At 40.0% G+C, this 25,196-nt stretch carries 16 protein-coding genes and 2 pseudogenes; 11 read left to right on the forward strand and 7 right to left on the reverse strand.

The window, feature by feature from the left end:
* Positions 1-311 precede the first annotated feature (311 nt).
* Positions 312-3,479, forward strand: coding sequence for an Ig-like domain-containing protein (locus ACQKMR_RS12695; RefSeq protein ID WP_427697605.1), 3,168 nt, complete (start codon positions 312-314; stop codon positions 3,477-3,479).
* An 861-nt stretch (positions 3,480-4,340) separates the two neighbouring features.
* Here ACQKMR_RS12695 and ACQKMR_RS12700 read toward each other — a convergent pair.
* From ACQKMR_RS12700 to ACQKMR_RS12710, 3 genes and pseudogenes are all read right to left on the reverse strand, one after another.
* The gene (locus ACQKMR_RS12700) at positions 4,341-4,940 is read right to left on the reverse strand and encodes a hypothetical protein (protein WP_427697606.1); all 600 of its coding nucleotides are present in this window, start codon (positions 4,938-4,940) and stop codon (positions 4,341-4,343) included.
* A gap of 130 nt (positions 4,941-5,070) precedes the next feature.
* Positions 5,071-5,510: pseudogene (locus ACQKMR_RS12705) on the reverse strand (spore coat protein).
* Positions 5,511-6,025: 515 nt separating this feature from the next.
* Entirely contained in the window at positions 6,026-6,928 is a 903-nt protein-coding gene (locus tag ACQKMR_RS12710) for a LysR family transcriptional regulator (RefSeq protein ID WP_427697607.1), read from the reverse strand.
* 134 nt (positions 6,929-7,062) lie between these two features.
* Here ACQKMR_RS12710 and gltB point away from each other — a divergent pair, with 134 nt between their 5' ends.
* Together gltB and gltD are read left to right on the forward strand one after the other, a co-directional pair.
* Positions 7,063-11,613 carry a glutamate synthase large subunit gene (gltB, locus tag ACQKMR_RS12715; protein ID WP_427697608.1) on the forward strand — a complete coding sequence of 1,517 codons (4,551 nt, stop codon included), beginning with the start codon at positions 7,063-7,065 and terminating at the stop codon, positions 11,611-11,613.
* 16 nt (positions 11,614-11,629) lie between these two features.
* Complete coding sequence (gene gltD / locus ACQKMR_RS12720; RefSeq protein WP_427697609.1) at positions 11,630-13,111, forward strand: glutamate synthase small subunit; 1,482 nt, start codon at positions 11,630-11,632, stop codon at positions 13,109-13,111.
* A gap of 205 nt (positions 13,112-13,316) precedes the next feature.
* Here gltD and ACQKMR_RS12725 read toward each other — a convergent pair whose 3' ends face one another.
* On the reverse strand, positions 13,317-13,952 hold the full coding sequence (locus ACQKMR_RS12725; RefSeq protein WP_427697610.1) for a FusB/FusC family EF-G-binding protein: 636 nt from the start codon (positions 13,950-13,952) through the stop codon (positions 13,317-13,319).
* A 162-nt stretch (positions 13,953-14,114) separates the two neighbouring features.
* Positions 14,115-14,378 carry a CD3324 family protein gene (locus tag ACQKMR_RS12730; protein WP_340451137.1) on the reverse strand — a complete coding sequence of 88 codons (264 nt, stop codon included), beginning with the start codon at positions 14,376-14,378 and terminating at the stop codon, positions 14,115-14,117.
* A gap of 386 nt (positions 14,379-14,764) precedes the next feature.
* On the opposite strand from ACQKMR_RS12730, the gene ACQKMR_RS12735 reads away from it, so the two are divergent.
* Positions 14,765-15,409 (forward strand): SDR family oxidoreductase, encoded by a 645-nt coding sequence (locus tag ACQKMR_RS12735; RefSeq protein WP_427697611.1) that lies wholly within the window; start codon positions 14,765-14,767, stop codon positions 15,407-15,409.
* A 44-nt stretch (positions 15,410-15,453) separates the two neighbouring features.
* Here the strand turns inward: ACQKMR_RS12735 and ACQKMR_RS12740 are convergent.
* Positions 15,454-15,950, reverse strand: a pseudogene (locus ACQKMR_RS12740) (maltose acetyltransferase domain-containing protein).
* Between the two features lie 360 nt (positions 15,951-16,310).
* Here ACQKMR_RS12740 and brnQ point away from each other — a divergent pair.
* The 5 genes from brnQ to ACQKMR_RS12765 all read left to right on the forward strand — a co-directional run bounded on the left by brnQ (position 16,311) and on the right by ACQKMR_RS12765 (position 22,493).
* Positions 16,311-17,642, forward strand: coding sequence for a branched-chain amino acid transport system II carrier protein (gene brnQ, locus ACQKMR_RS12745; protein ID WP_427697612.1), 1,332 nt, complete (start codon positions 16,311-16,313; stop codon positions 17,640-17,642).
* A 150-nt stretch (positions 17,643-17,792) separates the two neighbouring features.
* A complete protein-coding gene (locus ACQKMR_RS12750) occupies positions 17,793-18,659 on the forward strand; it encodes an AAA family ATPase (protein WP_427697613.1) in 867 nt (288 codons plus the stop codon).
* Between the two features lie 15 nt (positions 18,660-18,674).
* On the forward strand, positions 18,675-20,591 hold the full coding sequence (locus ACQKMR_RS12755) for a vWA domain-containing protein (RefSeq protein WP_427697614.1): 1,917 nt from the start codon (positions 18,675-18,677) through the stop codon (positions 20,589-20,591).
* Between the two features lie 76 nt (positions 20,592-20,667).
* Entirely contained in the window at positions 20,668-21,417 is a 750-nt protein-coding gene (locus ACQKMR_RS12760; protein ID WP_427697615.1) for a hypothetical protein, read from the forward strand.
* A gap of 320 nt (positions 21,418-21,737) precedes the next feature.
* Positions 21,738-22,493 carry a TrkA C-terminal domain-containing protein gene (locus tag ACQKMR_RS12765; RefSeq protein WP_427697616.1) on the forward strand — a complete coding sequence of 252 codons (756 nt, stop codon included), beginning with the start codon at positions 21,738-21,740 and terminating at the stop codon, positions 22,491-22,493.
* Between the two features lie 17 nt (positions 22,494-22,510).
* Here ACQKMR_RS12765 and ACQKMR_RS12770 read toward each other — a convergent pair whose 3' ends face one another.
* Positions 22,511-22,630, reverse strand: a complete 120-nt coding sequence (locus tag ACQKMR_RS12770; RefSeq protein ID WP_053347866.1) for a DUF4023 domain-containing protein — start codon at positions 22,628-22,630, stop codon at positions 22,511-22,513.
* Between the two features lie 478 nt (positions 22,631-23,108).
* Between ACQKMR_RS12770 and ACQKMR_RS12775 the strand changes: the two genes are divergently transcribed.
* Both ACQKMR_RS12775 and ACQKMR_RS12780 read left to right on the forward strand, forming a co-directional pair.
* A complete protein-coding gene (locus ACQKMR_RS12775; protein ID WP_427697617.1) occupies positions 23,109-24,482 on the forward strand; it encodes a sensor histidine kinase in 1,374 nt (457 codons plus the stop codon).
* 7 nt (positions 24,483-24,489) lie between these two features.
* A complete protein-coding gene (locus ACQKMR_RS12780) occupies positions 24,490-25,074 on the forward strand; it encodes an ANTAR domain-containing response regulator (RefSeq protein WP_427697618.1) in 585 nt (194 codons plus the stop codon).
* Positions 25,075-25,196: the final 122 nt, after the last annotated feature.

A 25,196-nucleotide genomic window follows, 5' to 3' on the forward strand; every position in this document is an offset into this window, starting at 1 on the left:
GTGCAGGGTCAGCTTTTTTTTGCTCGAGCATAGATAGATGAAGTTGGAGTTAGGTCATGTTAGAAACTTTACCGATTTAAGTCGGTTTTCGATACTTCCCCATCATATTTTGAATGCATCACTCGTTATAAGGAGCCAGTGTGATCTTCACTTAAATTGCTTAATTGGTACATGTGAATCATTTTTTAGCTCGATGTTCAGTTATATCAAGCATTTTTTTTAAAAAAGGGAAAAAATTGGTTGATAATATTTTACAGTATGATAGTTTGGTATAGTAATGTAATTTTTTACTATTTATTGGAGGCGAAACCGTGAAATTTAAGAATGTAAGTCGATTTACCGCGTTTGTACTTATTTTTGCACTGATTTTCAGCTTGGTGATTCCACTAAATTCTCAAGCTGCAACTGCAACACCTATTGAAAATGTAAAAACGATTAAAAATGGGGACACTTTGGACGGGAAGTTTAAAAAACCGGATGTTCAATGGTATCAAATCACCCCCACAAAAGAAGAAATACAAAAATTCTCCCATATTGAGTTCGAAGTCAATTCGGACAAAATCTTGAATATCTCCGTATATCAAGATAAAGAAAAAGCAGAAAAAGATGAGAGCAATTATTTTGTCTCTTCTTATCCTGATGAAAAAGCTGTAGTCGATTTCCCATATGCTTGGGAAGGCACATATTATGTTAAAGTTGAATATTTCGGCGATACGGATGATGAGGGGAATCCCATCCCGGATGCGGAAAATGTAGCTGAATACTCCATCAATGCGCATTCAGTAACATTGCCGCCATCTGCCGGGGACGAAGAGATGGATCTCGAATCATGCCCGGTTGAAGTGAGTGTAAACGATAAGAAAACGGGAGAATCGATGTTGAAAACACTCCGCGTGTTTAGAGATGAAGTTCTCACCAAGTCATCTGAGGGGCGCTCCCTTTCCTCTTTATACTATAAGGCTTCCCCATTCCTGGCCATTCATCTGGCTGGTAATAAAACGGCCAGGGAAGCTGTCTATAATCACTTAGTCGTCATTAAGCCCCTTATTGAGGATCTTAATGAGAATGGAGTAAGCAGTACGGCAGTCATTAGCAACAAGCAGCAAGAAGCGATTAAAGCATTATTCAATAAGTCGGCAGACGTAGCACCTGCTGGATTGAAAAAAGAAATGAACAGCATAGCAAAGAAAATCAACCTTGATAAGCTTGCAGGTGAGAGAATCGTAGATATCGCAAGCAAAGCAGGAATTGAACTTCCAGCTTCGAAGAATATAAAGAACAAATATATTGTCAAACTTAAACCTGGGAAGTCATTAAGTTCAGTCCAATCCAAGGTAAAAGGAAAAGGGTATGGAACATTATCGGCACCTAAGAAACAAGAGGTACTGTATGATGATATGTACGTTGTAGAGTTAAACAATCAAGCTAAAATGAGCACAGCAGCTCTATCGAATATCGAGAAACTTCCAGAAGTGGAATATATCGAAGCGGTAAAAGCGTACAAAGCACTTTCAGCTGATATTCAGTCACCGTATCAATGGTCTTTAAATAACGCCGGTGGTGAAGAGGGCATAAAGGGAGCGGACATCGATAACGAAAAACTGCAGAACCTTATAAAGAAACGTAATTTAAAAGATACAATGGTAGCGGTTGTCGACACGGGTGTCGATGATTCACTGGCGGATTTGAAAGATACGGTTCGCATGGACTTAGGTAAGAATTTCATTGATAAGAAAGAAAATGCCATTGATGACAATGGTCATGGTACACATGTATCCGGAATTATCGCTGCCAAAGCGGATAATGGGTATTCGATGCAAGGAATTAATCCAGTTGCTAAAATCATGCCTGTGAAGGTTCTCGATTCTTCAGGATATGGAGACATGGAGAAAATTGCATTAGGCATTAAATATGCCGTGGATCATGGAGCAAAGGTCATAAACCTTAGCTTGGGCGGAGAATATAGCAGAACGATTGAATATGCCTTGAAACATGCCGCTGCCAAGAATGTAATGGTTGTCGTAGCAAGCGGTAATGATGGGATGGAGGGACTATCTTATCCTGCATCATCTAAATACGCCATATCCGTCGGTGCAACCAATGCCCTTGATTTAGTATCCGATTATTCCAATTATGGATCGAAATTGGACATGGTCGCTCCAGGGACAGGCATCCCGAGCCTTGTACCTAATGGAAATGTTACCTACATGGATGGTACATCAATGGCAGCTCCCCATGTTGCGGCAGCTACAGCCTTGTTATTATCCGGAAACCCTGGGTTGAAAGTGAATGAAGTAAGGGAAATCCTTCATGAGACATCGGAATATGTTGCTTTTGAAGAAGAAGATAATGTAGACCCTTATGAGGGCTATCAACCAGAAGATGGGGAAATCCAATACCCAGTAGAAGAACTGCCTGTAGGGAAAGATTTAGTATCAGGGTTTGGTAGACTGAATGCATATAGTGCACTTAGTACAGTGGATTTAAAAGCTAAAGTGAATCTTGTGATGGATACTCAAACAAAACTGACTGGTTCAGCTAAAAAAGGTTCAGTAATCGAAGTGAAAAACGGGAAGAAAACGCTCGGTAAAGCAACAGCTGCAGCCAATGGAACGTTCAGTATTAAGATTCCAGTCCAAAAAGCAAGTCAACTTCTTACTGTGAATATATCTGATTCTTCCAAACTAGCAGTATCTTCAATCAAAGTGTTTGTGAAGAAGGGTGAAACACCTAATAAGCCAACAGTTAAGGCTGTTAGTGACAAAGATACGTATGTATCTGGTCAATCGCAAGCCGATATGAAAATCACGATCAAAAATAATGCGAAAAAAGTAATTGGTTCAGGTAACACGGACAGCAAGGGGCAATTTAAAGTAAAAATCAGCAAACAAAAAGCGGGGACTAAACTTTCAATCACAGCTACAGACTTGGCAAAACGTGAAAGTAAAGCAGCAACCGTGACTGTAATTGATAAAACAGCTCCAAGTGCACCGAAAGTGAACGAAGTAAACGACAAATCCACCAATGTAACTGGTAAAGCGGAAATCGGTTCAAAAGTTACCGTGAAGTACAACAATAAAAACATCGGAACGGCAACAGCTGATAAAAAGGGGAACTTCTCCATTAAAATCAGCAAGAAAAAAGCAGGGTCCGTATTATATGCCTCTGCAAAAGACAAAGCGGGCAATACAGGAAAAGCAGCAAAAGTAACGGTTAAAGATAAAACCGCTCCAGGTGCACCGAAAGTGAATGAAGTAAATGACAAAGCAACCAAAGTAACAGGTAAAGCAGAAGTTGGATCGAACGTTACGGTGAAGTACAAAGATAAACATATCGGCACAGCTAAAGCTGATAAAAATGGAAAATTCTCTATTAAAATCAGCAAGAAAAAAGCAGGTTCTGTATTATATGTCTCAGCAAAAGATAAAGCTGGCAATACAGGGAAAGCAACAAAAGTAACTGTTAAAAAATCTAAATAGCAATAAGAGGTGAAGGTCGTTTAACTTACATGTTAAACGGCTTTTTTTTGTGAGAAAACGAATGAAAACACCGCTCGATGATGAGCGGTGTTTTTGCTATGATCGTGTCTTTGCCTGTTCGTTGTCATTGCATGATGTCAGATCTGGAGTTTCGCACTATAAATCTTTATTAGAGAAAAGGAGAAGAGAGGGAATAAAAGTCAAAGTGCAGTAATCCCAAAATTCAGGAGGAAATAAAATGAAAATAGGAAGAGTAATAGCGTTAGGTACTATTTCAGCTTGTTCAATTGGGTTAGGAACGCTTTCAGTTGAGGCCGGGAATGAGCGTTTGGGGTAACTTCCTGCATAAATCCAAACATTTTTCGATTTCTGCAATATAAGGAATCAATCTCATGTATTACGGATTCCTTTTTTAAAATGTATATACCTATGCCGGGATTTTCGAGGGTCCATATATCCGCCGTTTATTTGATGTCCGAGAGAGCACGCAATGACTACTGCTGCAAAGAGGGGATGATTTTCTTCAATTTAATATCTTCTTTCCGTTTTTTTATTTTTAAAGATTACACCCAAATGCCTCTTCCTTCAACCCCTTTTTAAAAATGTAGAAAAATTGATTTCATGAAAATCTTTCCATACCCCGTAATTTGGACTCGCTCATATATCGAATGAGCAGAATCAGCCATTGCTTGGGCTTTTGCACTTCATCAATTTGATCACCAACCCTTTTTTGGATCTTCAAATGCTTCATTTATTTTCTTGAAATCATAAAGTTGAACAATCCATTTTTGTAGGATTCTCGTGCTACAAACAAACTGTGCAGGGCAAGCTCGATCCAACTTGTCTCCTGCACTTGTAAGCTTATTTAGTAAATTCACTTCTCAGAAGATAGACAACATCGTACTCCTTTAATTCTTCCATATGACGATCCATGTCATTGTAAAAATCATTGGAAAGTGTGTGCATGCCTTCATCTCCGCTTGAATAACAAATACTCGCCAACGCAAGCTTTTTTGTGTTGTTTATATTGAATTTACTAGGACTGCCCCATACGCTGGAACCCTTTTCATCAATGGTTTCAGGAAAAGTAGCCGTAGTTATACCATCATCGCTTTGAATACTGATGTTGAACATCGATAGATCTTGTTCATCATCCGTTTTGGATGTGGTGAAGATGATCGTCCCATTCTTTTCAACCCCAGTTGTCATGCGACCTTTTTCATCTTCGACAAGTTTACCAAATTCATATTTTTCGACCCAGACGGAGATCTCCTTGTATGTATCATCAACATTGAAATCGATAAGAAAGAAATGTTTACTTGTATTCTCAAGGATGGCTTTTTCCCTTGCTGATAACTTAGGAACTGAAAGGGTATTCTCGGGTTTTGGATCATCAGCCTTACAGGCGACTAAAGAAAATGAGAGCAGGGATATGATGATGGATAATATGATCTTTTTCATGTATTTCACCCCCCTTGATAATATCAAGCTAATTAAACCCAATTCTTGTATATTATAACATTTTAATGAAAAAAATGAATCGGAACGCGGTAAAAGGCAAGCAATCGGAACGCTTACCTTTTTTTTGCATTTAGAATGGTTGGGAAAGAGGATTATTGGCAACATCCACGTCATTTTGAAGCAATTGGTTTAAGTTGTAAGCAGGATAGAGATTTCTTTCATAAAGGTAGTTGAAAATCTTGACTTGGATATCGATGGCTCCATTTAAATGTTTCATAAATACCTTTCGAAGGGAAGGGGTGGCTGTTTCAGTAATGGCACCTGCATAACTTTTGATGGATGTTTTGGCAAGCCCCAGCAATTCTCCGGCAGCAGCGGCCGATGCGTCATCCCTTAATGCATCGTCATCCCGGTCCGTCTTAGGCGTCAATGGGTAAAATTGCAGCAGTTCCATGATGTTTTGGGTAAGGGCATCATGGTTTGCTTGTATATCGTTTTTAGAATGGGGTCCTGTATTGTCGGATAGGCTTTTTTCAATTTAATAAGGGCATTGGACTGGGCGGCGACCAATTCATGAAGTTCGAGTGTTTCATGTCAAGCAAGATGTGAATGGGTGGGTTTCATATAAAATCCTCCTGAACAAATAATCTTGATACGTTATTCGTAAAGTGGGCTCTTGGTAAGTTGTCTTTTGAAAAAAGAGGATTAAAATCGTCCTGCATTTTAGCTTAGATTACTTATGGAAGAAATGCTGTCCGTTTTTTAAAGGGCAAGCTTATCCACAAAAATAAAGGCAGGACAAGAAAAAGACAGTGGTTTCGGCAACTTAGGATTGATTTCCTGCATGCCTAGGCCAACTGTCTTTTTACCTCAAATTTACCTATCTTCAATCACACTGATCTGCTGAATATTAATCCAACTGGCAAAATTGCTAGTTCTGGAAGAAGGGTGATTTTTCAAAAGTTCCATCATTTCAATCACATAATTACCCCAATTTCAATATACTCTCAATATTGAAGTGGGAATAGGCTATGCAGGAGCTATGAATTGAGTAGTCATAATTTCATTATATTATTCCAAAATAATTATTGATACTGCTCAAGAATCGAGAAAAACTTTTTGACAAACTCATAAAATACCTTTTCGGAAGGTGCTAATTCCCTGTTTTTGGGTGTGATGATACCAACTGTCCTTTTAACCTCAGGTGTATCAATCGGGATTTTTACAGTTAGTCTTGGAATTACTTCATAAAAGGTACTGTCAGGTAAAAGGCTGACTCCGATTCCGGCTGATACGAGTCCTTTTATGGAATCCATATCTTCACCTTCTGAGGCAATGATCGGTGTGAATCCTGCTTGTTTGCATGCTTCGATAGCAATACTGTGAAGGATGTATCCTTTGGGAAACAAGACGAATGGATCATTTCGTAAGTCACTTAGGCGCAAACTCTTCTTATCAGCTAATGGATGAGAGATGGGAAGTAAAGCGGAAATGTTTTCTGTGAATAATATATGGCCTTCAATATCTGGATCTTTTGTTGGAACTGGGCCAAGAAAGGCTAATCCGATTTCGCGGTTTTTGACAGCTTCCTTTAATGCCGAATACGATCCCTGTCTTAAGTGGAACCCGATATTTGGCTGCTCATCTTTAAAAGCGGAAATAACGGTAGGCAATAATTGGGTGGAGAGACTTGTAGGAAAGCCGATCTTAATTGTTCCATGTTCAGGGTCTAAAAATTCTTCTATTTGATCTTTTGCATATTCTATCGCCTTTATTGCCGTTTTCGCATGGATTAAGAATATTTTACCAATAGGAGTTAACTGAATATTACGGCCAGCTTTTTCAAATAAGAGGACCCCAAGTTCATCTTCTAGTCTGGCGATCTGCCGGCTGATTGCTGATTGTGCGATATGCAGGTGCTCTGCGGCTTCAGAGACGTGTTCTCTTTCAGCGACTTCAACAAAATAACGTAATTGACGTAGTTCCATTTATTCATCCTCCATTCATTCATCTCAAGGTGAGATAGATTTTAAGAGAATTATATATTGTTTATATTGATTTGAAAACCTAGAATTAAATGTAAGAGAAATGACGGTATAAGAATACGATGGGGGCGATTAATATGACATACAATCAAATACCAAAGGCACAAGGTCTCTACCATCCTGAATTTGAACATGATGCATGTGGGATCGGTTTATACGCTCATTTAAAAGGGCTTGCTACACATGACATCGTCAAACAAGGACTAAAGATGCTGTGTCAATTAGATCATCGTGGAGGACAAGGAAGCGATCCGCTTACAGGGGATGGCGCAGGATTAATGGTGCAAATTCCTGATAAATACTTCAGACTGGCATGCCCGGAAATGAATTTGCCAGCAAAAGGGCGCTATGGTGTGGGGATGCTCTTTTTCTCAAACAATGATGTGGAACGGAATGAGATTGAAGCACGTCTAAATGCATTTATAGAACAAGAGGGACAAACGCTTTTAGGCTGGAGAACGGTTCCTGTCGATGCAGCAAAAATCGGAGAGGTTGGCAAGGAGACATGTCCGACGATCCGCCAAGTATTCATTGGGGCTAGTGAGGAGATATCCGATGATTTAGCTTTTGAACGTAAACTATTCATTATTAGAAAACAAGCTGAAAACTGGGCACGTGAACGTGGTAATCGTTTTTATTTTGCTAGTTTTTCAAGTACTACGATTGTTTACAAAGGATTGTTGACACCAGAGCAGGTAGATGCTTTTTATCTTGATCTTCAACAAGAGGATTTTGTGTCGGCTTTCGCTTTAGTACATTCCCGCTTTAGCACAAATACATTTCCGAGTTGGGAACGGGCACATCCAAACCGTTACCTGATTCATAATGGTGAAATCAATACGCTTAGAGGAAATGTAAACTGGATGAAAGCGCGTGAACAGCAGTTTGTTTCAGAAGCATTTGGAGATGATTTGCAAAAGGTCCTTCCTATTTTAGATGTAGATGGAAGTGATTCTTCGATTCTTGATAATGCACTTGAGTTCTTCGTACTTGCGGGCCGTAAACCGGCGCATGCAGCCATGATGCTTATTCCCGAACCATGGACGGAAAACCCACATATGACGAAGGAAAAGAAGGCTTTTTACGAATATCATAGCATGCTGATGGAACCATGGGATGGTCCAACGGCGATTTCCTTTACGAATGGGAAACAAATTGGGGCCATTTTAGATCGTAATGGTTTAAGACCAGCACGATATTATGTGACCAAAGATGATTACATCATTTTCTCCTCTGAAGTCGGCGTGATCGATGTGGAGCCGGAAAATGTATTATATAAAGATCGTTTAAGCCCAGGTAGAATGCTTTTACTAGATTTAGAGGAAGGCCGCATTATTTCAGATGAAGAAATCAAATCCGAAATGGCACAAGAATATCCGTACCAGCAATGGCTGGACGAGCAGCTTGTTCAATTAAATAACGAAGAACAAGTGGTTGAAGAGGAGCCGTTGTCTGATTTACTTTTCCGACAAAAAGCGTTCGGCTATACGTATGAAGATGTTCAAAAATATCTACTGCCGGTTATTAAGGAAGGTAAAGATCCATTAGGTTCCATGGGGAATGACATCCCGCTTGCAGTCTTATCTGACCGTCCGCAATCGTTATTCAATTATTTCAAGCAATCCTTTGCACAGGTAACCAATCCGCCAATCGATTCTCTTCGTGAGCAAATCGTCACGTCAACGATGACTTTCTTAGGTGCGGAAGGAGATCTTCTGAAGCCAAATGAAACAAACAGCCGCCGGATTCAATTGGATTCACCTGTTTTGACGCCAGGTCATATGAAACAGCTAAAAGAAGATGTATATCCGGAATTCAAAAGCAAGGTCATTCAAACTCTATTTTCAGAAAATTTAGAGAACGAACTGGATCGAATCTGCCGTGAAGCGGAACAAGCGATTGCTGAAGGTGTTAGTCTCTTAATTTTGTCTGACAAAAATATGAGCAAAGAAAAGGCTGCGATTCCTTCTTTATTGGCTGCGAGCGCCCTTCATCAAGAGCTTATTCGTCATGGAAATCGTACGAAAGTGAGCATTATTGTTGAAACAGGAGAAACAAGGGAAGTACATCACTTTGCGGCACTAATCGGGTATGGGGTAGATGCCATTTATCCGTATCTTGCCTTTGAAACATACAAGCAGGCTGTATTAGAAGGCAGTTTATCCATCAGCTACGAAGAAACGGTAAATAAATACGTTCAATCCTTAACAGAAGGCATCGTAAAAGTGATGTCGAAAATGGGTATTTCAACGATTAAAAGTTATCGCGGAGCTCAAATTTTCGAAGCGGTAGGAATCAGTGCAGATGTGATTGAACGTTATTTCAGCGGTACGGCTTCACAGCTTAGTGGGATTGAGTTAGAAACTATCGCAGAAGAAGCGTTAATTCGTCACCAAAATGCTGCAGCAGATTCTTATGACCAAACACTTGAAAGCGGAAGTGACTTTCAGTGGAGAAAAACAGGGGAACATCATGCCTTCAACCCCAAAACCATTCATACACTGCAATGGGCTTGCCGAAAAGGTGACTACAGTTTATTTAAACAATATTCAAACTTGGCGAATGAAGAGAGACTCGGGTTTTTACGTAATTTATTCTCATTCGATCAAACGCGCCAAAGTATCTCTATAGATGAAGTAGAATCCGTAGAATCCATCGTCAGCCGATTCAAGACGGGCGCGATGTCATTTGGCTCTTTGAGTCAGGAAGCACATGAAACATTAGCGATTGCGATGAATCGTTTAGGAGGAAAAAGCAATAGCGGTGAAGGCGGTGAACATCCAAACCGTTATCAATTGGATGAAAACGGTGATAACCGCCGCAGTGGAATTAAGCAAATTGCATCTGGGCGTTTTGGCGTGAAAAGCCATTACCTTGTAAATGCAGATGAGCTTCAAATTAAAATGGCGCAAGGCGCGAAGCCGGGTGAAGGCGGGCAGCTGCCGGGGAACAAAGTCTATCCGTGGGTAGCTGAAGTTCGTGGCTCTACACCGGGTGTTGGTCTGATTTCACCACCGCCACATCATGATATCTACTCGATTGAAGATTTGGCACAGTTGATTCATGATTTAAAAAATGCAAATCGCGATGCACGGATCAGCGTCAAGCTTGTTTCTAAAGCAGGCGTTGGCACGATCGCAGCAGGTGTGGCCAAAGGTGCTGCAGATGTTATTGTTATCAGTGGGTATGACGGAGGTACAGGTGCTTCGCCTAAAACGAGTATCAAACATACAGGTCTTCCTTGGGAGCTGGGCCTTGCAGAAGCACACCAAACGTTGATGTTGAACGGCCTGCGTAGTCGTGTAGTCCTTGAGACAGATGGAAAGTTAATGACGGGACGCGATGTAGTTATGGCAGCGATCCTTGGGGCAGAAGAGTTTGGTTTTGCAACAGCACCACTTGTTGTCCTTGGCTGTGTTATGATGCGTGCTTGCCATTTGGATACATGTCCAGTCGGAGTAGCCACGCAAAACCCTGAGCTCCGTAGTAAATTTGCAGGAGATCCGGATCATATTGTAAATTTCATGCGCTTTATCGCTGAGGAAGTTCGTGAAACGATGGCTGAGCTTGGTTTTAGAACATTAGAGGAAATGGTTGGCCGCACCGATGTTTTACAAGTGAGCGAACGGGCTCAAAAGCATTGGAAAGCTAAACATCTGGACTTAACGACACTTCTTTTCCAACCAGAGGGCATTCGTACTTTCCAACGTCCTCAAAATCATAAAATTGAAGAATCCTTGGATATTCGGGAGATCTTACCGATTGTGCAACCTGCTTTAGATGATCAAACCCAGGTGGATGTTAGCTTCCCGATTACGAATGTGAACCGTGTAGTCGGAACGATTGTCGGCAGTGAAGTATCCAAACGTTTTGGAGAAGAAGGGTTGCCTGAAGATACGATTACACTACGTTTCACAGGATCAGCTGGCCAAAGCTTTGGTGCATTCATTCCCAAAGGCATGTCGATGTATTTGACAGGCGATGTCAATGACTATGTTGGGAAAGGTTTATCCGGCGGTAAAATCATTGTCACGGCACCAGCTGGTAATCAGATTGAGGCAGGAGATAATGTCATTGCCGGAAATATCGCCTTATACGGCGCAACTAGCGGCGAAGCATACATTAATGGACGTGCTGGAGAACGCTTTGCTGTTAGAAACAGCGGTGTCAATGTCGTTGTTGAAGGAATAGGCGACCACGGCTGTGAGTATATGACAGGCGGACGCGTAGTAATTCTAGGGGATATCGGTAAAAACTTTGCTGCAGGTATGTCAGGAGGTATCGCTTATGTACTTGCAGATAATGCAGAAGAATTTAAGGCATTATGCAATGTAGAAATGATAGAATTCGAGAAACTTGAGGATATAAATGATGTGAACGAAGTAAAAGAAATGCTCCACAGCCATCTACATTATACAGAGAGCGCCAAAGCTTCTTATGTACTGGAGAATTGGGACGATTTCGTTAAGAAATTTGTAAAAGTCATTCCGAAAGATTACAAACGGATGATGAAAAGTATCGAAAAGCAAAAGCATGCAGGGCTAACGGATGCAGAAGCGGTTATGAGTGCATTTCAAGCAAATGCCGTTCAAGATAAAAAAACCATTAAACAAGCTGTGATGCAGTAAGGAAGGGGAGAGAAAGATGGGAAAAGCAACAGGATTTATGGATTATCCGCGAGAAAAGCCAAAAGACCGGAATCCTCTCACTCGTTTAAGCGACTGGAGAGAGTATACAGCTCCTTTCTCTGATGAAAAGTTAAGTACACAGGGAGCGCGGTGTATGGACTGCGCCACCCCTTTCTGCCATATGGGCATGGAATTGAATCGAGTTACAACGGGCTGTCCGATTCATAATTTGATTCCAGAGTGGAATGATTTGGTATACCGCGGCAGATGGAAAGAAGCATTAGACCGTTTAATGAAAACGAATAATTTCCCTGAGTTCACGGGCCGCGTTTGTCCGGCCCCTTGTGAAGGGTCTTGTACGGTAGCGATTAGCGATCCTGCGGTTGCCATCAAAAACATCGAACGTACCATAATCGATAAAGGGTTTGAAAATGGTTGGATCACACCTCGTATCCCTGAAAACCGGACCGGAAAGAAAATTGCTATCATCGGTTCAGGCCCTGCTGGGTTAGCAAGTGCTGATCAATTAAATCAAGCAGGTCATTCGGTCACGGTTTATGAGCGTTCAGACCGTGCAGGCGGGCTATTAACATATGGCATTCCGAACATGAAGCTTGAAAAGGATGTCGTTGCGCGTCGAATCAAATTATTGAACCAGGAAGGCATCGATTTCGTCACGAATACGGAAATTGGAAAAGACATTTCATCCGAAGAACTGCAAAATCAATATGATGCAGTTATCCTATGTACAGGTGCTCAAAAGCAACGTGACTTAGTAATTGAGGGACGCGAAGCGAAAGGCATTCACCTAGCGATGGATTACCTAACGACTTCGACTAAAAGCTTGTTGGATTCCAACTTTGAAGATGGTCAATTTTTAAATACAAAAGGTAAAGATGTCATTGTAATCGGCGGAGGAGATACAGGAGCTGACTGTGTTGCTACTGCTCTTCGCCAAGAATGTAAGAGTGTCATGCAGTTCGGAAAGCATCCTATCCTGCCGACAGCTCGGACGTCCGAAAATATGTGGCCAGCCTATCCAAACGTATTTTCACTTGAATATGCGTATGAAGAAGCGGAAGCGAAATTTGGTGCAGATCCGCGCCAATATTCAATCCAAACAAAAAAAATCGTCGCAGATGAAAATGGCAACGTAAAAGAACTGCATACGATTTCAATGGAAAAAATTAAAGGAGAAGATGGTGTATACATTTTTAAAGAAATCCCGGGAACGGAAAAAGTATGGCCTGCACAATTTGTTTTCATCGCAATCGGATTTGAAGGAACAGAACAGCCGCTTTTAACTCAATTTGGTGTAGAAACGGTCAATCAAAAAATTGATGCCGTCTATGGCGAATACAGAACGAATGTCGAAGGTGTTTTTGCTGCCGGAGATGCAAGAAGAGGGCAAAGCCTAATTGTTTGGGCCATCAACGAAGGCCGTGAAGTAGCAAGGGAAGCAGACCGCTACTTGATGGGTTCGTCGGCATTACCTTAAACAGAAAAAAAGAAGTGCCATAAACGATTGGGCGCTTCTTTTTTTCTGTTTTGTGAATTCACGAGTAAATCAGCAAAACTCACGAGTAAAGGAACAAAACTCACGAGTAAATCAGTAAAACTCACGAGTAAAGGAGCAAAACTCACGAGTAAAGAGTCCAATTGGATGGTAAAATTAAGTGGAACTTTTTTTATTCGGATACCATCTACTTTATTCGTTCGATAAAATCATTTAATTTATCCAATGTGGTGATGTTTTGATTGCATTTTAAGCTATTCAAACAAATATAATTACCTTTTTTAATGAATGTACCTTGTACTGTCCCTTTTGTTTCGGACATAAACATTCCTATTTCTTCAAATCGACTACATATTGCACACATACCTTTTTTGTTCGAAGGTTTAATTGTCCCTTGCAACCCCAATATCTTTTTGTGATGAGGTGCTATGATGAATTTCTTTCCTGAGCCGATATCATCCCATCCCAAGTATGAAATCTCTCTCAAATCTAAGTTCTCTAACATAGGATTCTTTAACTTCTTTGCTTTAGGAAATAGCTTTTTGATCGTTTTCTCGGTCACTTCTTTAAAAGGAATCACAAATGGCTTTATCTTCAATAGAAACAATTCAGCTTGTGCAGGCTCTTTGATGGTATCAACTGGGTCTAATAATTGCCTTTGCTGCTCACTCAATTCATTGAATAAGCCTAACACTCTTTCTTTTGCGACTGTTTTTAGGGTATGAATAACATCCCTATCGTTCGCAGTCGCGTGTCCATTTATGAGAATCTGAGTTTGAGACTTAATAAAGTTATATTGCTCACTTCTGATAAAAGGTTCCATTTTTTCACCCCTGTTCATGTTGCTACGATACATTTTAAACTTGGTACCGTTTCTATTTACTTTACAGAATTTGCAACAACATTGAAAGGTAGAAAACGACTAAGAAACATACTCGACATATGAGTAGCGCTGATAATATTATCAGCGCTACCATTTTATTACCTATTTAGAATAAACGATTTTTTTGATGGTTTCTATGGAGAGAAAATGTTCCTCCGCTAATTGATGAATCGTATGCCCCTTTTTAAATGCATATTTAATAGAAGCATTTCTGTCATCAATGTATTTCCTTGATCCTGAACAGGCTCCCCACTTTTGATAGGTCGTTTCCGGTTTAGGGATATATATGGTTTCACCTTGTATATACTTTTGAATTTCCACAATAAGCTTTTCAGGTAAAACAGTCGTTGCTTTTACATATTTCATTTCTGCCAGCCCCTTATTCTTTTTTAAGAATGAAATAAGGTGCAAAGCCAAATATTAAGAAATGATAAGCTGGGCGATGTTAGTTTAGATTAATTTTACCCCATGCAAAGTATCGCCTCCAATACTAGGCTTTGCATGAGACGCTGCAGAAGGTGGCATTAAAAGTCTTATTGCCATCTTTACACCTCCCCTTTGTGTTATAAATAACACTTATTTTAATTATTATAAAATATACAAATGTGATTGCAAACTATTTCCAGTATATGACGATGCAAAATGAACGGACCCAAATGGTTAGAAGGATGGGCTGATTGTTTGATAATGATCTTTCGACATGAAATAATTAAATACAGAAACCAAACTAACCATTATGGGAGCTGACTTTTATGAAAGTATTCGTAGTTGGGGCAAATGGGCAGATCGGTAAATACCTGGTTGATTTGCTAAAAGATAGCCAGGAACATAGTGTACGAGCAATGATTCGCAAAGAAGAACAGAGGAAGTATTATGAGAAAATCGGAGTCGAATCTGTAATCGTAAGTTTAACGGGAACAGTGGATGAGATTGAAAAAGCGGCAAAAGGGTGCGATGCAATCGTATTTACGGCTGGATCTGGAGGCAGCACAGGAGCAGATCAGACGCTTTTGGTTGATTTAGACGGTGCTGTTAAAACGATTGAAGCGGCAGAAAACCTAGGAATCAACCGATTCATCATGGTTAGTGCCTTTCAAGCGAATAATAGGGAAAACTGGAATGAAGCTATCAAACCATATTATGTGGCTAAACACTATGCAGATAGAGCATTGTTACAAAGCGGTTTAACGTATACCATCATCCGGCCAGGCGGACTTGTGAACGAACCGGGCACAGGAAATGTAACCGCAGGTGAGGAACTGGAAAGAGGGACGATTGCACGGGAAGATGTGGCTAAAACGATTCTGGCCTCATTAATCGAAGAACACACTTATAACCGTTCCTTTGATTTAATAACTGGGGATACACCAATTCCTCAAGCGTTAAAAACAATTTAAATAAGAAAATAGAGGTAGAGCCATTCAGAAGCGAATGCGCTCTGCTATTTAATTCCTTCGATATATTTGATGATCTTCGCTGGGTTTACACCTACAACCACCGCCCGAAGCAACAACAGCATGATTCCCTATCGTAATTCCGGGATTGATTATGGATCTGCCTCTAATCAAAACATGGTCTCCAATTGTTACGGGCTTTCTGTATTCTACACCTGAACTGCGTTCGAATCGATCTAGTGGATGCGTGTCTATTCGGACTTCGTAAATATCGAAGATGACACAATCAAAATTCGCATAAAGGTTTTTCCCTACGGTAGTGTTATACCCATAGTCACAACGAAAAGTGGGTTCAATATATATCTTTTTCCCTATGAAACCAAAAAGCTCCTTCAGAAGTTCAGTTCTTTTACACTCATCGGTTTCCGTTGTCTGATTGTATATAGTCGGGTTACCTTCGTGCGTTCTCTCTGTCTTTTACTAACTCTGGGTCCGCTGCAATATATAATTCTCCATTCACCATTTTTTCTTTTTCCGTCTTCAATTTTAACCCCTTTCTAATTTTTTTCGTTATTGAAAATTAATGAATATTAAAATATTTATTTTGAGAAATGAGCTATACCTATTTTATAGCTCACTACGTTTAATCGCTATATAAACTACTTTTTCATCTCTCATTTTAATAAAGAGGAAAGGAAATGAAAGATTTTTCCGAATAATTAAGAAATAATTTTTGACAAACGTTCTAGTGCATTTTATAGTAAGGGGTGTTGTGTTTAAGTTTGGATACATGAAAAGCGGAATAAGTCAATTACACCGTAGTTCATTTCACTTTTAAATCAAAATTAGATGTACAACACCTCTTTTCTTTCGTTAAGAGAATCAAATTAATGGAGGCTTCAAAATGTCAAAGAAAGCACCACTTTCTTTTGTTATTGTTACAGGATTAATGCTTTTTGCTCTATTTTTTGGTGCAGGAAACTTAATATTCCCTGCTATGCTCGGTCAATCCGCCGGGACCAATTTATGGTCTGCTAGTTCAGGATTTATCATTACAGGAGTTGGATTGCCATTTATTACAATATTGGCATTTGGTTTTTCAGGTACAAGTGATGTGCAGTCGCTTGCAAGCAGAGCGCACCCGATGTTTGGTTTTATTTTCACAGCCGTTCTTTATTTATCGCTTGGGCCGTTATTCGCTCTTCCAAGAACGGGAAGTGTGTCTTATGAAATAGGGATTAAACCTTTCCTTCCAGATGAAGTTGGCTTTTTACCTTTGTTAATATTTACGGTCATATACTTTGGACTTGCCTGTTTATTATCTATTAACCCGTCGAAAATGTTGGATATTGTCGGAAAAATTCTAACTCCACTATTATTGATTTTTATTGGGATTCTTATTGTAGTGGCAATTGCAAATCCAATGGGGGAAATGCAATCTCCTGTTACAGATTATTCAGATAATTCGTTTTTTAAAGGCTTCAAAGAAGGATATTCAACTATGGATACGCTTGCTGCATTTGCATTTGGTATTATTATCCTTAATGTAATCAAAGATAAAGGAATTACTTCAAGAAGAGAAGTTTTAGGTCTCTGTACGAAAGCCGGCCTTATAGCAGCTTCTCTATTAGTAATTGTTTATACTGCTCTAACTTATGTCGGAGCAACAAGTGTTGAAAAACTTGGTTATCTAGGGAATGGTGGAGACGTTCTAGCGCAAGCCTCGAATTATTTTTTTGGTCCTGCAGGCGCAGTACTATTAGGATTAATTGTAATCGCAGCTTGTTTAACTACTAGTATAGGCTTGATAACAGCTTGTGCTTCCTATTTCAATAAAGTAACTCCTGCTGTATCGTATAAATCATTTGTTGTTATTTTTTCAGTTTTTAGTGCAGCTGTTGCCAATGTAGGTTTAACCAAGCTTATATCGATTACAGTGCCTGTGTTAACCGCGATTTATCCAGTGGCCATCGTTTTAATTGTTTTAACATTCTTGCATTCCTTTTTCAAAGGAAAATCCGAGGTATACTTGGGGAGTTTATTATTAACAGCCATCGTCAGTATTTTGGACGGATTAATGGCTGCCGGTGTTAATATTTATTCTATTTCGGACTTTTTCACCGAATTTCTTCCATTATATAAAGTAGGGATAGGATGGGTGATTCCAGCTATTTTTGGTGGTGTATTAGGCTATGCGATAAGCTTAATGAAAAGGAATCCCAAAGAAGTGTATTAAGCCTCGTTATTCACTTTATGAAAATAGGCTTCAAAACATGAAATGTAAATGATTACTCTTAGAGCTGTCTTTAGTGACGGCTCTTTTTGTTTGTGTTTGTTTTTATAGGTAAAGAGCCTTAAAATGATGAAAAAGGGGTGTATGGAGACAATGATAAATCGTTTACCAAAAGAAATAGCGAATATTTTACATACAAATAAAAAAAATTCTGCTCAATTTGAGGAGCTGATAAGGAAAGGTGGATATCTGCCACCTGAGATGGAGTTGATGGTGGATGCCATTACAGCCTTAAGTATGGGGAAGAACATCCTTTTGAAAGGACCGACAGGGGCTGGGAAGACGAAATTTGCCGAGACGTTATCGAATTTATTTAACCAACCGATGTTCAGTGTCAACTGCTCAGTCGATTTAGATGCTGAAAGCTTATTGGGTTTCAAGACGCTTGCTTACAAAGAGGAAAAACAAGTGATTGAATTCGTTCCAGGTCCTGTGATCAATTCGATGAATCACGGACATTTCTTATCCATAGATGAAATCAACATGGCGAAGCCGGAAACACTGCCGTTAATCAATGGGGTGCTCGATTACAGGAGGACGATAACGAACCCGTTCACGAACGAAGTCATCACTGCGAAAGATGGTTTTAACGTAATTGCTGCAATAAATGAGGGCTATGTCGGTACAGTACCGCTGAATGAAGCGCTGAAAAACCGCTTTGTCGTAATCGAGGTTCCTTATATCGAAGGAGAGCAGTTAAAGCAATTGATTCAAACGAATACACAGTTAAAGGATTCAAGAAGTATCGAATTGTTCGTCAAACTGTCAGGTGACTTGATAAACGCCGTTAATCAAGGAAAAGTAGCTGAAGATGCTGCATCAATTCGGGCTTTGCTTGATGCCTGTGACCTCAGTGTATTGATTCCCCCGAAACGTGCGATTCTTCGCTCCATCGTGGATAAGTTGGACGAGGAACGAGAGCGGGAGTTTGTGAAGAATTTGGCCGAAACATTATTCTAACTAGGAGAATGCCGCATGAAGTATATTCGATTCAATGATTCAATAATTGATACGGCCCTTTTTTTGCAGCTGCAGGATCTATCGACTGTCTTATCAGGTATTCCTGACCTGGAATTTGAATATAATTATGGTTCCTTTATCGATTTGATTCAGACTAAGGTCACAGCCAGCCATTTTTGGGAAAATGGGAATCAGGAGGTAAAAGAAGCTGGATTGAAAACGGATGTCCTGCTTAGAACAATTGGGACGCTGCATCATTCTACAATCCGAAGCATGAAAGAGTACCAGGACATCATAGAAGAAAGCTCGCTGCCAAAGTTTGCTGCCCAGTTATTCACCATATTTGAAGATCTGCGTCTGGAGGAATTGGTGAAAAAAGAACGCCCTGGCACGAAAAAGTGGTTCTCTGTACGGGGAACCTACCTTAAACAATATTTCGAAAGCCAATTAGCAACAAATGTGACAAGAAGCTTTGCGCTAGACGAACTGTATTGCCTCATTTATTTACTAATTCATTCAGATAGGCCCGATCCTGTTTTTCCGAGAGCTAATGAACGCCAATTAGAGAAACTGGAAAAAATTAAACCACTTATTCATTCGGTCTTTGAAGCAACAAAAACGAGTGATATCACTAGAATTTGTGAACAAATCGTTTTTCGGTTAAATGATGAGTATCAGGATACGATGAATGAATATTTCATATTTCCCGTTGCTAATGTGGAGAAGTATACAAAGAATACTTTATTTGATGAACTAACAAGAAATGATGAACTGGTGAACGATGACACAGAAAATGTAAGTGAAGAGAATAGTGAGTTTATTGATGAAAAATTCTCGACATGGCATCGTGAGAATAAAAATGGCGAGAATAATTCGACCTTCCTTCAGTTTGAATTGGAACAAGGAACGAAAACAAGCTTGATGGGAGGCGGAGCTCGGGAAGCGGAAGATGCTGACCAGGCGCTTGCCTCGATTCAAGGCTCGTCAGGAGAAAGTGAACAAAAGGAATACAAGCAACAGGAAACGCTCGAAAAGAAGCAAACGAATATCGGAAAAAGTGGTGAACATCCATTTGGCGAAGAAAATAAAGACGTCGTTCAGATAATTAAAGAAGCAAAAATACCCACTCCTATTGAGGAAAAACGTTATCGCGAGTTTGTTGCAGATATAGAACCGTTCAAGAGAAAACTCTCAAGTACGATTGAGAAAACACTCGAAAATAAAAAGAATGCACCAAGAAAAGACTTGGTCTATGGCCGCTTATCAAAGAAATTACTGCCGCTTGTACTGGACGAAAATCCAAGGGTCTTTTACAAAAAGAATAGGGACTCCAATGAAATGGATGCCGTGTTCACACTATTGATCGATTGCTCGGCCTCTATGCATAACAAGATGGATGAAACGAAACGAGGGATTGTCCTGTTTCATGAAGTGCTGAAAAAATTAAGAATTCCTCACTCGATTGTCGGCTTTTGGGAGGATGCAAATGAGGTGAAAGAAGGCTATCAGCCGAATTACTTCCACGTGATCCAATCCCATTCTGATTCGTTTTATCAAAACTCAGGCGCAAAAATCATGCAGCTTGAACCGGAGGAAGACAACCGAGACGGCTACAGTATCAGGGTTGCAACAAAAGAATTGGAAAAAAGGAGAGAAAAGAATCGCTTCTTGCTCGTATTTTCCGATGGTGAACCGGCCGCAGCCGATTATGACCAAAATGGAATCGTCGACACACATCTTGCCGTATCCGAAGCCCGAAAAAAAGGAATCGAAATCATTGGCATGTTTTTAGCGGATGGAAGCGTTGATGAAAGTGAAGAATTGACGATGAAAAACATCTATGGCAAAGAACGGCTGATGATTCCAAGTGTAGCTGAATTGCCAGAGCATTTTACACCACTATTAAAGAGGCTGTTGCTGAAGACCATTTGAGAAAGCCATTTTACCTGCACTCTTTCGCTCAACATTCATATTCTAGACTGTAACCTAGATGGGGAGTGAAAGAAAAATGGAATATACAACACAAAACTATGGTGAATTTGGAAGTTTCAATGGGGCCCCTATGACGGAAGGGTTTGGTGAATTTGATCGACCCGTAGGAATTCCAATGCCAGGAGGTCAAGGCCAGCCAGGAGGATTTCCGATGGGTGGAGGTCAAGGCCAGCCAGGAGGATTTCCGATGGGTGGAGGTCAAGGCCAGCCAGGAGGATTTCCAATGGGTGGAGGTCAAGGCCAGCCAGGAGGATTTCCGATGATGCCAGGAGGTCAAGGTCAGCCGGGAGGATTTCCAATGGGTGGAGGTCAAGGTCAGCCAGGAGGATTTCCGATGGGTGGAGGTCAAGGACAGCCAGGAGGATACCCGATGATGCCAGGAGGTCAAGGTCAGCCGGGAGGATACCCGATGATGCCTGGAGGTCAAGGTCAGCCAGGAGGATACCCGATGATGCCAGGAGGTCAAGGCCAGCCAGGAGGATACCCGATGATGCCAGGAGGTCAAGGTCAGCCAGGAGGATACCCGATGATGCCAGGAGGTCAAGGTCAGCCGGGAGGATACCCGATGATGCCAGGAGGTCAAGGTCAGCCGGGAGGATACCCGATGATGCCAGGAGGTCAAGGTCAGCCAGGAGGATACCCGATGATGCCTGGAGGATACCCGATGATGCCAGGAGGTCAAGGCCAGCCGGGAGGATACCCGATGATGCCAGGAGGTCAAGGTCAGCCGGGAGGATACCCGATGATGCCTGGAGGTCAAGGCTAGCCCGGAGGATACCCGATGCAAGGATTTTAGAGCCAATAAATGAATTTCCGATACAAGTTAGAAGAATTCAGCAACATTAAAATAGGTTGAATAAATATTGAACGGAAAAATACATCCCCATTTGCTTAACAGGATCATAAAGAGGTAAGTAAAACACAGTAGGATTCAGTAATGAATTCTACTGTGTTTTTTTATTTCACGCTGGTTATTCGCATGAATCCCATACTCTAAATCAGATGTAACTATTAAGATGAGATTTTTTTTTAGAATGATTAGGGTAAACCATAAATGACGAAAGATGGATGGAGGTAGTAATCATTATGATGAATGTAGTGTTTATCGTGCTTTATTTTATGATCATTGGTCTTGTTATTGAAATATCGGTTACCTTATTAAAACTGACTGGGTTAAAGAACACCGTAGCTAGATTTCAAGTTATCTCCATGCTAACAGGTACTGGGTTCACTACTGACGAATCTAAGTCTATTATTGATCATCCTATTCGAAGAAAAATAAGCATGTTTTTAATTTTATTTGGAGCGTTTTCTCTCGCTGTTATTATTTCATCCATTAGTACAATGCTTACAGATGATCTACGCTTAATGGAGTTAAGTATTATTATTGGGATAATGGCGACCTTGACTATTATCGTTAGAACACCATTCCTAAATAATAGATTATCGAATAAAATGCATAGCGAAATGCACAATCATTATGAATTGTGGGAACACCCGATAGAAGATGTTCTATTTTTAGAAAATGAAGACGTTGTTATGCAGATTGATATAAATGAGGGCTCTGAGTTCATTGACGTTAATACTTTCGATATCGTATCGAGAGGAGTAGACATCAATATCTTGTTTATCGAAAGCGGAGAAGTGAAAATTAGGAAAGAGTTATATGAACATAAAATTCAACTTGGAGATAAGCTCTTTCTGTATGGAAATAAAAAGGAGATAGAAGAGAACTTTTCAAAAGAAATAGAAGCGATGAACCAGAAAAAGAATTCCTCTGAACGAAAAATTCCCCGCCCTAAAATAGGAGCGGAGAATAATTATGAAGATTTGAGTGGCTAATGCAATGTGTTGCTTTATTAATGTTTTTTATTCGGTAATTTCTGGGCGGGGTTGCCGTTACCTTGACGACGCTTATTAGCTGCATCTTTTTTTTGCTGTTCTTGAATATTCTCTACGAATTCTTCTGAACTTTTCATGGATAAAACCTCCTCAGTTATTTTCTTCTTTACTATAACCAGAAGTGGAGTAATTCATGAGCATTGATGGGGATAGGCACTTATAAATCTTCATTTATTGAACGAAGAATCAGAGGAGTTATAGAACGAAAGCAACTGTAGTGAAGAAAAGATGGTAAACTATGGACTAATAAGTTTTGGTGTGGAATTGAATTCTAGTATGAGAGGGAAATTAATGAATAATCGGTTAGATGGAAAGGTTGCGTTGGTCACAGGTTCATCAAGAGGAATTGGTTGAGCTATAGCAGAACAGCTCGCGGATTTAATAACTAAAGCTACGTTAGTATGATATTTACTTAGTGTTATGCTTCCATTGAAATATTTTTAGAATGTTAGGATATATAACATGTTAATATTTTGAATATTGACAAAAATGTAAGCGTTATCTATAATAATCAATAATAATATCCGTGATTAAACTTTTATTGGAGTTTTGCCTATGGAGAAGACATCTTCGGTCCGAGAATTATGTGAAATGCATACTAACTTAATAGATAAGGATATTCGCATCCTTGAAAATCTGTCGAATAATCTAACATTGATTGCTAATTTGAATCAAGCCAATGTCTTTATTGACTGTCCGGTACGGGAAGGAAAGCATGCCATTGTCGTGGCAGAGGAAAGCGCACATTCTGTAAAGTCGATTTATAATTATTCGGTTGTTGGTAGGATCGCTTATGAAGCCTTCGAGCCGGCAGTATTTTATGTATTACGCACCGGAAAGGAAATGTTTGTGAATCGTGCATTGACTCAAGAGGGAGTCATGGTCCAACAAAGTGTTGTTCCGGTTAGAGGGGAATGCAGTCGTGTCATTGCCGTATTGATTATGGAGAAGGCGATTCAAGAAGAGCCCCAAACTTCAAATTTTTTTGAAAGACAGGATGAACAAAATTCTTTAGTACCTGAATTTATTGAAGAGTCTATATTCCTGATTAATAATCATAATCAAATTGTCTATACTAATCCGGCGGCTATTAATCTAGTAACGGATATTTGTTTGACAGAATGTGTGCTAGGTACCAGCATTTTGGACTATTTTCCTAGCTTTGCTGATGTACTCGCTTCAACTGAAGAGATTTTAATGAAGGAGCTGCACATTGGGAAGAAAATTTTTCAGGTAAAGAAATTTCATATACGCGGCAAGAAATCTAAGGAAGCATTTATCATCTTCCGGGATATGACTGAACTGCGGGAAAAAGAAAGAGAGCTGATTAGTAAGTCAGTTGCGATTCGTGAAATTCATCATAGAGTGAAAAATAATCTGCAAACGGTTGCTAGTTTGCTTCGGTTGCAGATGAGGATGGGGGTTCCCGAAGAAAGTAAACCTCATTTATTGGTCAGTTTAAACCGAGTATTAAGCATATCGTCGGTTTATGAAATCATTTTGGCTAGTAGCCATGTAGATCATGTAGATTTACTGGAGCTCATAAAAAAAATCGGTGATATGATTGTGTTTAGTGAGAATCAAGAAAGTAAGAACCTAAGTATTGAATATATAGGTGAGCTTCATTCCATTGACTCCGATATAGCTGTATCTGTTGCGTTGGTGGCGAATGAACTCATTTATAATTGTGTGAGGCATGCTTTTAGGGGAAGAACGGCAGGAAAGATTACCGTGTGTTTTCAAAGGGATGGTTCTGAATTAGAGATTCAAGTTTTGGATAATGGCATTGGTTATTCTCCGGTAGCTAAGCCTTCATTAGGATTAGATATTATCCGCATGACGGTCGAGAATGATTTGGATGGAGAATTTTCGGTTTGTCGAATCACGGAAGGTACTGTGGCTTCCATAAGATTTCCATACAATAGGTAGGTGAGACATGGGCAAGAGGATTTTGGTCGTGGAAGATGAATCGATTGTTCTGCTTGATATTACTTATATGCTCAAGGATGCGGGATTCGATGTGGTTGGACAGGCACGTGATGGTGAGAAGGCGATTGAGCTGGCACATACTTTGCAACCCGATCTCGTTTTAATGGATATAAAAATGCCTAAACTGAATGGACTCAAGGCGAGTGAAGTGATTTCTAACACTTTTCAGATTCCGGTCCTTTTGTTAACGGCATTTAGCCAGCGTGAATATATCGACCAGGCGAAACGAGCCAATATCGTAGGATATCTTGTAAAGCCAATTACCGAAGCAAGTCTTATCCCGGCGGTAGAGATTGCCTTACTGCAAGCTGAGAATACAAAAAAGTATCAGGAACAAATGGCTCAATTGGATGAAACCCTCCACAATCGTAAAGCCATTGAAAAAGCAAAAGGAATTATCATGAAGAGGAAGAATGTAAACGAAGAAATCGCGTATAACAAGCTACGAAGGTTGAGTATGAATAAGCAACTTTCGATTGAAAAAGTTGCACAGCTAATAATAATAAATGATCAAAAACAAGTAAATAGATGAAGCAATGACGCTTTGATAGACCAAATTGTTGTATCGTAGAAACTTCTACGGAAAAACCTCATTTTGGGCTATACGATGCGTCTTTTTTTATATTCTTTTTCTAGTTGAAATGCAAAATCAAA

The organism is Peribacillus sp. NPDC096540 (assembly GCF_050278525.1).
Taxonomy (GTDB): domain Bacteria; phylum Bacillota; class Bacilli; order Bacillales; family DSM-1321; genus Peribacillus.